Here is a 12067-nt window from a genome sequence, read left to right as displayed (position 1 = left end):
GGCCAAGGCGCTAACCGCCGACGGGGCGCGGTTCGTTTTCGACGCGCCAGGGTCGACGATCAAGCGAACCGATCGTGGACTCGAAGTAGGCCTTCCGGATGGGGAAACCCTCTATCCCGACAAGGTCTTGTTCGCGGCCGGCCGGGCGGGCAATGTCGAGGGCCTTGGACTTGATGAAGCGGGTATCGAGGTCGATAACCGCAGCCACATTATCGTCGATAAACACTTCCAAACGACCCGTCCCGGGATCTACGCGGCGGGTGACGTTGTCGGACCCCCCGCATTGGCATCGGTATCGGCCGAGCAGGGAAGGATTGCGGCTTCCCACGCCTTCGATCTTCACGCGGTCGATCGGCTCGATGCGCTTCCCACCTTTGGGGTTTACTCGATGCCAGAGGTCGGAATGGTTGGCATGACCGAGCAGGCGGCGAGAGAAGCCGGCGAATCCTATGCCATTGGACGGGCATTCTTTGCTGACAACGGTCGGAGTCGCATTGCCGGAACGACGGTTGGCTTGATCAAACTGGTCGTCAGGCGTGACGATCATCGACTGCTCGGTGTGCACATTCTTGGTGAGGACGCAGCCGAACTCGTCCACATCGGGCAGGCAGCCATCCACGCCCGGGACCTGGTTGACCGATTCATACACACCACCTTTAACACTCCCACCAGGTCCGAGGTCTACAAGTACGCGGCCTACGACGCCTTGCAGGACATATCCGGTCGTCGGTTGTAGCCGTACTACCGTGCGGTGATGCGGTTCGGTTCCGGGGTATCGATCTCCCAAGACACTGGTGATGCGCTCAATGAGGCGATTCGTCTAGCCGTCAGCGGGATCACCCGGGCTCCGGACCTGGTATTTGGATTCGCGTCCTTTCACCACGGTCACGCGACTCCCCGTATCGCAGGCAGGTTGGCGTCGTTGGTCTCGATGAGCGGAGTCAGTCTCGGGGCCATCTCGAGTGGGCTGGTGGCCGGTTCCGAGGAGTTCGAATCGGGCGCCGCCCTCGTGGTGTGGGCGGCGTGGCTTGACGATGCCGGGGCGACGGCCTTGCGAATGGTCGCGCATCGCACCGATCAGGGGATGGGTATTGCCGGAGCAAATATCCCGAAGGATGCCAGGGGGGTGATACTGCTTGCCGATCCGTACAGTTTTCCGGCCGGCCAGTTTGCGGAGTCGCTTGGCATAGTCCCGGTCGCAGGGGGGATGCCCGGTTCTCTGGACAACGAGCCGTTTCTCTTTGTCAACGGTCAGGTATTCACGAATGGAGCGGTGGCGGCCGTGTTATTGGGGAACGTTGAGTTTCGGGCCGTTGTTTCACAAGGTTGTGAACCAGTAGGTACCCCGGCGGTGGTGACCAGGGCGGCCGGTCGAGTGATTGAGGAAATCGGTGGGGTGCCGGCCGTGACGTTTGTTGAGAGAATCATCGAGGGCCTTGATGAAAGTGCTCAGCAACAGTTGCGCTACGGAATTCAGCTGGGGATTGCGTTCGATGAATACGCCCCCGCTCACGGTCGAGGAGATTTTCTCATTCGGGCCGTGACTGGAGCCGACCGGAATACACAATCGATCCTGATCGCCGACGAGGTGCCGGTCGGATCAACCATTCAGTTCCACGTCCGCGATTCCACGAGGGCCGGAATCGATCTCAACGATTCGATCGTCGAGCTTGGCTCGGGCGGCATGCTGATGTTCACCGACCGCGGTCGAGGGGAAGCCTTCTTCGGATACGCACACCACGATGCAGCTCTCGTAGATTTGGCCTGTCAACCGGCCGCGTTGGCCGGCATGATCGGAACCGCGGAAATCGGGCCAGTGGCTGGCGCATCCCGCATGCTCGGCTTTGGCGTCGTAACCGTGGAACTTACCGAACAGCTCTAGGTGTTTCCGTACACCGGCAGGGTGGCGCCGGACATGACGCTCGACGCATCCGATAGCAGGAACTCGATCACGGCTGCGATCTCGTCGGGGGTTGGCCAACTCACATAGTCGGCGAAGGGCACCGCCCGACGGGTTGCCGGCGTATCGATCACCGATGGTTGCACGACGTTGGTCGTGATGCCGAAGTCACTCAGCTCCGAAGCTGCTGACCGGCCCAGTGCACCGACACCGGCTTTGGCGATGTTGAACGCTGCCTGTCCCGATGGTCCGTCATCTGCGCCGCGACTACCAACCAGAACAATCCGGCCAGATCCGTTTTCCTTGAGATGCGGCGTGATGGCCCGGACGGCGTAGAACGCCGAACGAAGGTTGAGGTCGAGCATTCGTTCGAGTCGAACGTCGTCGGTTTCGTCAATGTCGCGACCGCCCGCCCAGCCGCCCACCAGAGCAGCCAATCCGTTCACACTGCCAAATTTGGTGACGGCCTGACTCATGAATTCGTTCAGGCTGCTTGCCGATGTCGAATCCACCCGCTTGAGGAGTAGCCGGGTCTCATCGAGGTGTAATTCTGCCTCGAACTTTTCGGCTTCCTCCGGGATGAGGTAGGTAACTGCCAGCGCAGCACCAGAGGCCGCTAGCCGCTTGGCGAGGGCTGTTCCGAGGCTTCCGGTGCCTCCGGTTATGACGACGACATTTCGATTCACGTGAGCTCACCCTTCAAGCCGGTTGCGGACATGGTAATTTGTTTACCGACCGGTCGCAGTTATTGGAGGGAATCATGGCATCCATCAGTCTTGATGGTATTGGCAAGATCTACGAGGGTGGTACCCGTGCTCTGACGGATATCAATCTCGAGATCAACGACGGCGAGTTCATGGTACTCGTCGGCCCGTCTGGATGTGGCAAGTCGACGCTGCTCCGAATGATCGCCGGTCTCGAAGATATCACCGAAGGCACCATGAAGATCGGTGAGACGGTTGTCAACGATATCCCGCCAAAAGATCGCAACATTGCGATGGTCTTCCAAAACTATGCCCTGTATCCGCATATGACTGTTTTCGACAATATGGCGTTCGGTCTGAAGCTCCGCAAAATGCCCAAAGACGAAGTCAACCGGCGAGTCGATGAGGCCGCCCGTATCCTTGAGATCACCGAGTACCTCGATCGTAAGCCGAAAGCCCTCTCCGGAGGTCAACGCCAGCGGGTTGCGATGGGTCGAGCCATCGTACGAGAGCCGGCTGCGTTCCTCATGGATGAGCCCCTTTCCAACCTTGATGCGAAGCTGCGGGTCCAGATGCGGTCTGAGCTTGGTCAGCTCCATGCCCGTCTGAAGACAACCACTGTATATGTCACCCATGATCAGGTCGAAGCCATGACGATGGGCGATAGGGTGGCCGTAATGCGAAAAGGCATCATGCAGCAGGCGGCGACGCCCCGTGAGTTGTACGATCGACCACTGAACTTGTTCGTGGCCGGGTTTATTGGCTCGCCTTCCATGAACTTTGTCTATGCCGACCTGGCTCAGGCGGGTGACGGTATGACGGCAACGTTCGGGGCGACAACCCTTACGCTTGATCCGAATAACCTGGCTGCCCGTCCTGGTCTGTCTGAATACGCCGGGAAACGGGTGGTGCTCGGAATCCGACCGGAGGCGTTCGAGGTTGCGGCGGCGGTTGGCACGCCTGGAGATTTACCCGTTGAGGTCGGCCTGGTTGAGCAACTTGGCTCAGAAGCGTTTATTCACTTCGTGATTGACTTTCCGCCAGTCGTAACCGAGGACATCCGCGAACTGCTTGCCGATGAGGGCACAGACGAAGCGATGTTGGGTGCGACGACCAAGTTCGTTGCCCGGATCAATCCGGATTTCGCTCCGACGCTCGGTGACAACATCGGTCTGGTAATCGATAAGGCAAAGTTGCACTTCTTCGACATCGATAGCTCGCAGGCGATCTACTAGATAATCGCCGCCGTTACGGGAAAAGGCGCTTAAACCCTTCTGCAGCCTCCAGGCCGACTGATTCGCCCATTGTGGCGGACCATGCCTGCAACTTGGCCACAAACTCCTGTCGGCCGTCCTGGTTCGCCTGGGCGCTCGCCATGGTCGTTGGACCCTGTGTCGAGTGCTCGAGAAGCGCGGCGATCTTTACGTCAAACGTCGCTGCGATGTCCTCCCAGTAGTCGATCTCGTCTGCTGACCACAGCAGGATCGTGGCGGGACGATGTTTTGTCACGTGCTCGGATAACTGTTCCGGGAAGAAGAGATGATCGCGGGCCGCCACGATGGAGTCGATCGCGGCCATCCCGGTGGCTCGATGATCTGGATGCAACATGTAGCGTTTCCAGGGGTCATGTGAAAGGACGACGTCGGGCCGGGTGGTCCGGATCCAAAAACTCAGCTCCTGTCGCAGGGCAACCGTGTTTACGATCTCCCCGTCTACATGGTCGAGCATCACGACGTCCCGGGCACCGAGGCGATCGGCTGCTCTGCGCTGTTCAGCCTGCCGAGCGGCGATAAGCGCTTCAGGATCCAGGTCGGGATCCCAGGTTCCCTTGGAACCGTCAGAAACAATCAGCATCGTGATGTAGCAACCCTCGGACGCCCACTTGGCGAGCGTCCCACCAGCGCCGAACTCTGCGTCGTCGGGATGGGCACCGATGGTCAGCGCCCGTTCCGGGGTCGGCATCCGATCGTTCGGATCTGAGGATCTTGCCGGGGAGAAGATGTTGGTGGTCATCCTCCGAGCCTACCGCGCACCATCGAGGCGAGGTGTTCAGGCTCGTCAACATCGAGCGCCAATCCCGGGCGGATGATGATGGCTGATTCTGGTCGGTGGGCGAGGTGGCGGTGGAAGCTTCCCGGGCCGTAGCTGAATGCGAAACGTCCGCTCGACATGATGAGGCTGGTGCCGCCGTCCCACGAGGGGGCAATGGCGGTACCCCGTCCGGCGAACCCGACCAGTGCGGCTTCGAGGTCGTGGTGGGTCAGGGTTGGCAAGTCTGCGTGGAGGATCCCCCACGGTGCAGCTCCAGCCCGAATAGCGACCGCGGTGGCAGCACCATCGAGGGTCCCGTCGTCGTCGATGGCTTCCACAGACCTCTCCTCTGCCCAACGCCGAACACCTGCGTCGCCGGTGACGATCACGACGTCGGTCAACGCCGCTGCGGTGACGAGAGCATGCCCGGCGAGCAGTTCGGCCACCGTCCGGCGTTCCTCAGGAGTGAGGTGGCCGGCCAGGCGTTGTTTGGCCGTTTCGAAACTGCGGATGGGTATGCCGATGATCATGGTGAGACGCTAGCGGGAATAGTCAGGGGCCAATCGGGCGTTCCCCAGAGATCGCAACCTGAAAGAATGTTCATGGCTATTGCCACGCTTGATGGGGTCGTTGTTGCTGAGAGTGCCGATACGGTGCTGGTGGAAGGCAATCATTATTTCCCTCCCTCTTCGGTCAAGCTGGAGTGTTTTACAGAAGTTGCCAAAACGACCGGCTGCCCCTGGAAAGGTACTGCCAACTATTGCGACGTCGCAGTCGAAGGCGCGCAGGCTCCCGCCGCCGCCTGGGTATATCACGATCCGAAGAAAGCGGCCGCCAACCTCAAAAACCACATGGCTTTTTGGGGCCAGGTCGTCGTCTCGGACTGATCAGCTCTCGAGCGTCAGTCGGCTAGTTCCTTCGCAAACAACTCAAGACCCGCCGTGTCATAGGCGGCGTCAGGAAAGTTGATGATGAAGTAGCCAACCCCGGCATCAACCCATGGCTTCAGTTTTTCGCTGATCTGTTCCGGGGTTCCTGACATAGGAGTGACCAGGCGTCTGGCCGAAGCGGCAGCTTCGTCGCCAATAAGAGGTGCCAGTCGTGATACGGTCTCGTCGATTCGTTCGCTCACCTCTGCCTCGGTGGGTGCACAGATCATGGTGAGATTTGTCGAACGGACGATCGCCGAGAAATCGGTGCCCACATCCTTGCAATGCGCGGCGAGGATGTCTGACTTGTGAATGAACTCCTCTGGCGTGCTGGCGAAGTTTGTGTAGTTGGCATATTTGGCGGCAACCCGAAGAGTCAGCTTTTCGCCACCTCCGGCGATCCACAGCGGAATGTGTGGGTCCTGGACTGGCTTCGGTGAGCAGATCGCCCCGTCCAACTTGTAAAACTCGCCGTCATAGTCGACTTCATCTTCGGTCCACAATGCCCGCATTATTTCAACGGCTTCGCGCAGTTGCCCGATCCGTACAGACGGCTTCGGGAAGGGGTAGCCATAGCCGGTGTATTCATGCTCGTACCAACCAGCCCCGATGCCCATTTCAAGCCGTCCATTGGTGATCACGTCGATCGAGGCAGCCACTTTGGCGAGGTAGGCAGGTGGTCGATACGAGTTACAGGTGCACATCTGGCCCAGTCGCACCGATGAGGTGGTGGCGCCCAAGGCCGCCATAAGTGTCCAGGCCTCATATGTGACTTCCTGGGTGGGGACTGGAACGGTGTGGAAATGGTCATAAACCCACAGCGATTCATAACCGGCAGCCTCGATGGTGTTGGCCACCCTGCTCATGGTCGGCCAGTGGTCCGATCGATCGATCCCGACCAAATCGAGACGCCATCCTTGCGGTAAAAATGCTCCATATCTCATGATGTCGACACTAACCGAGAATCGAATCAGAGGGGAACCTGGGGTAGGGTGTCGCAATGCGCAGAACCAAAATTGTGGCCACGATGGGCCCCGCGGTGGCGAGCCAGGGAAAGATTTCAGAGCTGGTCGCGGCCGGCCTCGATGTCGCCAGGCTCAACTTCTCCCACGGCAATCATGACACCCACACCCAGATGGCTGGGTGGCTTCGTCGGGCTTCCGAGCAACACAAGCGACCGATCGCTTTGCTCCAAGACATCCAGGGTCCCAAAGTCCGCGTCGGGGTGTTTGGCGACGGACCGATCGAACTGGTTGCGGGCGAAACCGTCCGGCTCGTGCCGGGATCCCAGCCGGGCGCGGCGGGCGTTGTACCAATCGACTACGAGTTCCTCCTGGAGGACGTTGGGGTCGGCGATGACGTCTTGCTCTCCGACGGTCTCATCCGGTTGGTGGTTGAGAAGGTTCACGATGACTCGCTGACGGCCTTTGTGACGGTCGGCGGACAACTGTCCGACCACAAAGGGGCCGCCTTTCCCGATACTTCGCTGCGGGTACCGTCGGTCACCCCAAAAGACGAAGCTGACCTGGAATTTGGTCGTTCGCTGGAGGTTGATTATGTGGCCGCCTCCTTTGTGCGAACCGGCGCCGATATCGATCAGGTTCGCGAGCTAGCCGGGGGAGTGCCGGTTATCGCCAAAATCGAACTGGCTCGAGCCTACGCGAATCTCGATGACATCCTGAGTGAGGCTTCCGGGGCGATGGTCGCCAGGGGAGACCTGGGAGTTCAGCTGCCGTTGGAGACCATTCCCAGGGTTCAGTTGGATATTTTGAATCGTACGAATGCCGCCGGCCGGATCTCAATAACGGCCACGGAAATGCTCGAATCGATGATCAATTCACCGCGGCCCACTCGAGCAGAGGTGACCGACGTTGCCAATGCCGTCATGAGCGGGACCGACGCGGTCATGCTGTCGGGTGAAACGGCGATCGGTAAATATCCGGTCCAAACGATCGAATTCATGGCCAGGATTTGCTTGGAGGCCGAGCGAAGCGCCACCAAGCCCGTTAACTTTCTCGAGTCACATCGGACGTTCGCGTCTGCCACCGCCAAGGCTGCGGTTGAAGCTGCCGTCAACCTGGACTTGCATGTCATCGCGGCGTTCACGGAGTCGGGAAGTACCGCCCGTCTCTTATCGAAGTATCGGCCGTCGGCTGAGATCATCGCGTTTACTCCGGATCCGGCTACCTATCGTCGGATGGCGGTGTACTGGGGTGTAAGCCCCCAGATGCTCGAACGGCGAGAGTCAACCGATCTCATGTTGGCGAGTGCCGAGAAGTATCTTGAAAAGACCGGGATTTGCGAAACCGGCGAGGGCGTGGTCATGGTGGCCGGGACCCCCCCGAACCAGCAAGCCTCGACGAACCTCATGAAGTTGCATCGAATTGGCGAGCGGGGCCGAGGCTCGGCGTCGCGACGCTAAAGTGCGCAGGCGTAAAGGAGAATCATGGGCCAGACCATCAACGTTTCAAAACCGACCGTAATCGGAAGGGTTGCCCTGTTTGACACGGACCGGAGCCTGAGCGGTCAGGATGGAGAAGCGTATCCGTCGTTGGCCTCCGCCGAAGCCGGATCCACATTCCCGGCCGGTCTGGCGCATCGATTGTTCACCGTCGATCGAATGCTGTCGAACGTCTTTGTGTATTCCAATGTCGTGTCCGTTGAGCGGCCGGCCGCATGGGATGAAGACTCGCTCTCGGTCGTATCGGCTGCCATACGGGACTTTTTCATCGTCTACGACGAAAACAAAGGCGCCTGACCCCACTACTTCGGGGCTACGGCACCGTCGTCGAGCTGACCGAAGTCGTTGTGGTCGTTTCGACCGGAATCGAGCTGGTGGTGGTCGTAGGGCAAGGCTCGCCGGTGTATCCCTGGTCGCCCTTGGGTATGTCACATGGATGAACTTCGATGATGAAGGGCCGGGAGCGATACCGGGCCACCCACTCACGAGATTCGCTGGTCCCGTCCGGCTTGGAGAGGGTGCGGGTTACGGTCACAGACCATCCTTGGAGGCCTGATTGGATGGACTCTGTCGTACCGGGTACCACATCCAGGTTCGCCTGATAGACGGTATCGGGATCCGTAAAGCCGAATCTCTCCGACACCGTCGCCGACACGACCACCGCCTTCGCGGGGTCGCCTTCGGCAGTGACTGTGATATCGGTCAACCCGTTCCGTTGTTTGCCGATTACCGTGCGACCGCCGTTGCTTCCCAACAGCTTCACCGTCAGCGATGTGTCCGTGTACTCGGTCTTTATGTAAATGGCACCGTCGGTGTCGTTCCGGAAAGCCAGGTCGATACTTGGATAGTCGAGCGTGGCTTCGATTCCCTCGGGGTAACGTGAGAAATACAAGCTATGGGGTTTGTGGGTGATATCGGTGTAGCCACCCCAGAAGATGGCGTTGTACATCGTTGTCGCAAACTGGGAGACGCCTCCCCCGAACGTATCCTCAAGTTCGCCATTGACGATCGTGCCGGCCGGTAGGTAACCCTTCTCCTGGGTGCGCTCGCCGACCGTTTCGTTGACTGAGAAGGTTTCTCCCGGCATCACGATGGTCCCGTTGATCGTGTCCGCCATTATGTGGATATTGATGACCCGATTGGCACAGCAGTCGTGATAGGTCGTAAACGAGCTGACGAGATGTTCGATCTTGAGGGCTTCGAGGTCGGCCACGGTCACATCCGGTTCGGCGTCTTCGATGACTGGAATCTGACCGCTGCGGTCCGGTGTCTGGGCAGCCGTCAGGATCGCTTCGATTATTCGGTCACTATCGACCCGCAGACCGGCCTCGCCAGGGACGATGGTCACCGTGTCGTCGTCGTTGACGACCAATTCGGCGCTTTTGAATGTTGCGGCGAAGACCTCACGCAAGTCCTCGAACCGGGTTTCGAGGACGGCGGCGTCGAGGGTGGGAGTGATCGTGGTGGCTTCCGTGACTGCCACAAAAGCCGAAGTAAGTTCCCCAGCGGTAAGACGTAACGAGGCCAGTGGGTTCGCCATGGTGAGCGTCACCGGTGCGGAAACGAGTTGCCTGGCAACCGCCAATGCATCGTCTACGGCGGCGTCCGAAATCCCAGCAGGGTTGGTGGTCGTATCGATCGACCCGATCGGCCGGTCCGGATCGAGGACCAGCGACAGGAGGATCTTCGAGGCCCCTGGCCGGACAATGAGTTCCGTGGGGGAAGCGTAGGTGGCTATCAGGGTCCCGTTTTCGACGGCGATGTCGGCTTTGGTGGACAGGGTGGCCGCCTCGCTGTCCCAGCCATCGAGGACCGCGTCGACAGAAGTGGGGTCGAGGTCGGCGGTAAGTTCGATCCGGGACCCACCGAAAATACCCTTGATCCAGGAACCGAACTGGCCAACCACTGAAGGTTCATGGCCAACCGACAACGCTTGTTGTACGGCCGTATCCGTATCGAACGAGAACCCGAGCTGATCGGGGAGGGCTGAGCGCTCGGCACTGCCGGCGCGGACGACTACCGGCAGGGCAGCCAGGGCATCCTCCCTGGCGATGATGATTTCAGTAGCTCCGGATTCGGTCAGGCTCCCAACCGCCAGATCGCCAACCGATACCCAGCGGGCGATCTCCCCGTCGGCCGGGCGCGTGAGGAAAAAGGCGAGTAGGAGGATTGCGAGAAGTCCTCCTACCGCAGTGGTGGCAATACGTTGATTACGGCTCATGCAATCTCCGGGCGGACCAGGGAGTGTAGTAATCATCCAGCCAACGCAATACCATGACAGTTGTGCGTATCCCTGATCTTCCTGCCGGAGTGCCGCTGCGGATTTCGGCGTCCGGATTCATCGCGTTTGTCAACTGTCCGTCGCTGTTTGGAGCCCGACTGGATGGAAAGTATGGGCCAGACTCGGTCGCATCGTTCAAGGGAGCCCTGGCCCATGCGGTGTTCGCCCGGCACCTGGAAGGGGGCGAGATCCCTGACCATGACTTCGATGGCGTGTGTCGGATGGCTATTGGCAATTCGAACATGAATTACAAAATGGCCAACCTTGGATTGGGAATCACCGCCATTCGTGAGACGATCGCCGAGGTTGGCGAGATGTATCAGCGATTCAAGAAGATGCCCGTCGACGGCTTCCGTTCCTCCGAGATCCACCTGGAAGCCGAGTTCGCCCCCGATGTCACGCTGCTCGGACGGATTGATGCGGTCTATGACGACGATCGGGGAGTCCGGTTGGTTGATTGGAAGTCCGGGGATCTCGGCGAAGTCGCCCAACAGCTGCGTTTCTACGCCTTGCTCTGGTCGCTGTCCGAAGGTTCGCTTCCCGGCACCATCGAGGCCTTTTCAGTTCAATCCGGCGAGCAGTACCGGGAATCTCCGACGGAGGACATGGCTCAAGATCTGGCCGACCAAATCGGTGAACTCGTGCGTACGGTTCGTGAGGCGACCACTGCCGATACGCGGCTGGCCAGAGTGCCGGGAATGTACTGTAGGTACTGTCCTATCCTGAGCGAGTGCTCAGAAGGGCAGGCGGCCGCCCGGGTAGCCTCTGCCTAGAGATTTGCTTGAGGGGAACGCCATGAGGATTGTCATAAGTGGTGCAACAGGCTTTATCGGTTCTGCCCTGTTGTCGGCTCTCGAGACGGCCGGCCACGACGTGGTGGCCCTGTCGCGATCAGGACGACCAGGTACGGTCCATTGGGACCCTGTCGCTCGGACCACCGAGATCGATGGGCACGTCGACGCCATCATCCATCTGGCTGGCGAAACCATTGGCGGTCGATGGTCGGTGCGTAAGAAGCACGAACTCATCGACAGTCGAGTTGCCGGAACCACCACCATGGCGCAGGTGGCCGTTGAGAAACAAGTCAGTCACTTTCTGTCAGGGTCAGCCATCGGCTACTACGGATCCCGGGCCGACACCGTTCTTCCTGAGACTGCCGCGCCAGGGGACGGCTTCCTCGCGGACCTGACAGGAATGTGGGAATCGGCCGCCCAACCGGCCATCGACGCAGGTATTCCTACCGCGTTTGGTCGGACCGCGCTCGTCTTGGATGGCGTGGGCGGTTCGTTCCCGAGGATGCTGCTGCCCTACAAATTCGGCGTGGGCGGTCCGATCGGTTCAGGGAAGCAATGGTGGAGCTGGATCACGTTGCGCGACGAGGTCAGGGCCATCATGCATGTCGTTGACCGAGGGATCACTGGACCGGTGAACCTCAGTGCTCCCGAGCCGATCCGAAATGCGGACTTTGCCAAAGCGCTCGGCCGGGCGATGCACCGCCCGGCTGTGATCCCGGCCCCGGGATTCGGCCTGAAACTGTTGCTCGGATCGGAATTCGCCGATCAGGTCTTGCTGGCGAGCCAGCGTGTCCTTCCCCGGGTCCTTGCCGAAACGGGATTTGAATACCTCGACCCCGACCTACCCGATGCTCTGAGCCGCATCCTTGATTCGTAACGGCATCAAGCCGAGTGCAGCTCGACAACCCGACGGTCCGACTGGACGTCTTGTCGGTTGAGTTCGCGGGCAATGTCGTCGACATGGGCG

13 protein-coding genes are annotated in these 12067 nt (G+C 59.8%); 8 read left to right on the top strand and 5 right to left on the bottom strand.

The window, feature by feature from the left end; translation table 11 throughout:
- Nucleotides 1-736: FAD-dependent oxidoreductase (locus JJE47_17935; GenBank protein ID MBK5269307.1), on the top strand; the 736-nt coding region annotated here is incomplete at its 5' end.
- Between the two features lie 18 nt (nucleotides 737-754).
- Nucleotides 755-1882: an FIST C-terminal domain-containing protein gene (locus JJE47_17930; protein ID MBK5269306.1), complete on the top strand. Its 1128-nt coding sequence runs from the start codon at nucleotides 755-757 to the stop codon at nucleotides 1880-1882.
- On the opposite strand, the gene JJE47_17925 is transcribed toward JJE47_17930, so the two are convergent.
- The gene (locus tag JJE47_17925; protein ID MBK5269305.1) at nucleotides 1879-2586 is read right to left on the bottom strand and encodes an SDR family oxidoreductase; all 708 of its coding nucleotides are present in this window, start codon (nucleotides 2584-2586) and stop codon (nucleotides 1879-1881) included. The two genes, JJE47_17930 and JJE47_17925, sit on opposite strands and share 4 nt — an antisense overlap.
- Nucleotides 2587-2660: 74 nt before the next feature.
- Between JJE47_17925 and ugpC the strand changes: the two genes are divergently transcribed.
- Complete coding sequence (gene ugpC / locus JJE47_17920) at nucleotides 2661-3839, top strand: sn-glycerol-3-phosphate ABC transporter ATP-binding protein UgpC (protein MBK5269304.1); 1179 nt, start codon at nucleotides 2661-2663, stop codon at nucleotides 3837-3839.
- Nucleotides 3840-3852: 13 nt separating this feature from the next.
- On the opposite strand, the gene JJE47_17915 is transcribed toward ugpC, so the two are convergent.
- Nucleotides 3853-4617 carry a PIG-L family deacetylase gene (locus JJE47_17915; protein ID MBK5269303.1) on the bottom strand — a complete coding sequence of 255 codons (765 nt, stop codon included), beginning with the start codon at nucleotides 4615-4617 and terminating at the stop codon, nucleotides 3853-3855.
- Entirely contained in the window at nucleotides 4614-5165 is a 552-nt protein-coding gene (locus JJE47_17910) for an NTP transferase domain-containing protein (protein MBK5269302.1), read from the bottom strand. Before JJE47_17910 ends, JJE47_17915 begins: the two co-directional genes overlap by 4 nt.
- A 72-nt stretch (nucleotides 5166-5237) precedes the next feature.
- On the opposite strand from JJE47_17910, the gene JJE47_17905 reads away from it, so the two are divergent.
- The gene (locus JJE47_17905; GenBank protein ID MBK5269301.1) at nucleotides 5238-5522 is read left to right on the top strand and encodes a DUF427 domain-containing protein; all 285 of its coding nucleotides are present in this window, start codon (nucleotides 5238-5240) and stop codon (nucleotides 5520-5522) included.
- Between the two features lie 14 nt (nucleotides 5523-5536).
- Here JJE47_17905 and JJE47_17900 read toward each other — a convergent pair whose 3' ends face one another.
- Nucleotides 5537-6508, bottom strand: coding sequence for an LLM class F420-dependent oxidoreductase (locus tag JJE47_17900; GenBank protein MBK5269300.1), 972 nt, complete (start codon nucleotides 6506-6508; stop codon nucleotides 5537-5539).
- A 56-nt stretch (nucleotides 6509-6564) separates the two neighbouring features.
- On the opposite strand from JJE47_17900, the gene pyk reads away from it, so the two are divergent.
- Nucleotides 6565-7986: a pyruvate kinase gene (gene pyk, locus JJE47_17895; GenBank protein MBK5269299.1), complete on the top strand. Its 1422-nt coding sequence runs from the start codon at nucleotides 6565-6567 to the stop codon at nucleotides 7984-7986.
- A 24-nt stretch (nucleotides 7987-8010) separates the two neighbouring features.
- Nucleotides 8011-8322, top strand: coding sequence for a hypothetical protein (locus JJE47_17890; protein MBK5269298.1), 312 nt, complete (start codon nucleotides 8011-8013; stop codon nucleotides 8320-8322).
- Between the two features lie 16 nt (nucleotides 8323-8338).
- Here the strand turns inward: JJE47_17890 and JJE47_17885 are convergent, their stop codons facing one another.
- On the bottom strand, nucleotides 8339-10246 hold the full coding sequence (locus tag JJE47_17885) for a VanW family protein (protein MBK5269297.1): 1908 nt from the start codon (nucleotides 10244-10246) through the stop codon (nucleotides 8339-8341).
- A gap of 62 nt (nucleotides 10247-10308) precedes the next feature.
- Between JJE47_17885 and JJE47_17880 the strand changes: the two genes are divergently transcribed.
- Together JJE47_17880 and JJE47_17875 are read left to right on the top strand one after the other, a co-directional pair.
- On the top strand, nucleotides 10309-11079 hold the full coding sequence (locus JJE47_17880) for a PD-(D/E)XK nuclease family protein (GenBank protein ID MBK5269296.1): 771 nt from the start codon (nucleotides 10309-10311) through the stop codon (nucleotides 11077-11079).
- Between the two features lie 22 nt (nucleotides 11080-11101).
- Entirely contained in the window at nucleotides 11102-11977 is an 876-nt protein-coding gene (locus JJE47_17875) for a TIGR01777 family oxidoreductase (GenBank protein ID MBK5269295.1), read from the top strand.
- Nucleotides 11978-12067 lie beyond the last annotated feature (90 nt).

Source organism: Acidimicrobiia bacterium (genome assembly GCA_016650365.1).
GTDB lineage: Bacteria > Actinomycetota > Acidimicrobiia > Spongiisociales > JAENVV01 > JAENVV01.
This window is presented reverse-complemented; position numbering and strand designations above follow the sequence as displayed.

Excerpts from the sequence above, each read along its gene's own strand:
- JJE47_17900 (MBK5269300.1), bottom strand. The coding sequence starts at position 6,508 with ATGAGATATGGAGCATTTTTACCGCAAGGATGGCGTCTCGATTTGGTC.
- JJE47_17885 (MBK5269297.1), bottom strand. The coding sequence starts at position 10,246 with ATGAGCCGTAATCAACGTATTGCCACCACTGCGGTAGGAGGACTTCTC.
- JJE47_17875 (MBK5269295.1), top strand. The coding sequence starts at position 11,102 with ATGAGGATTGTCATAAGTGGTGCAACAGGCTTTATCGGTTCTGCCCTG.
- JJE47_17905 (MBK5269301.1), top strand. The coding sequence starts at position 5,238 with ATGGCTATTGCCACGCTTGATGGGGTCGTTGTTGCTGAGAGTGCCGAT.
- JJE47_17930 (MBK5269306.1), top strand. The coding sequence starts at position 755 with ATGCGGTTCGGTTCCGGGGTATCGATCTCCCAAGACACTGGTGATGCG.
- JJE47_17890 (MBK5269298.1), top strand. The coding sequence starts at position 8,011 with ATGGGCCAGACCATCAACGTTTCAAAACCGACCGTAATCGGAAGGGTT.
- pyk (MBK5269299.1), top strand. The coding sequence starts at position 6,565 with ATGCGCAGAACCAAAATTGTGGCCACGATGGGCCCCGCGGTGGCGAGC.
- ugpC (MBK5269304.1), top strand. The coding sequence starts at position 2,661 with ATGGCATCCATCAGTCTTGATGGTATTGGCAAGATCTACGAGGGTGGT.
- JJE47_17910 (MBK5269302.1), bottom strand. The coding sequence starts at position 5,165 with ATGATCATCGGCATACCCATCCGCAGTTTCGAAACGGCCAAACAACGC.
- JJE47_17915 (MBK5269303.1), bottom strand. The coding sequence starts at position 4,617 with ATGACCACCAACATCTTCTCCCCGGCAAGATCCTCAGATCCGAACGAT.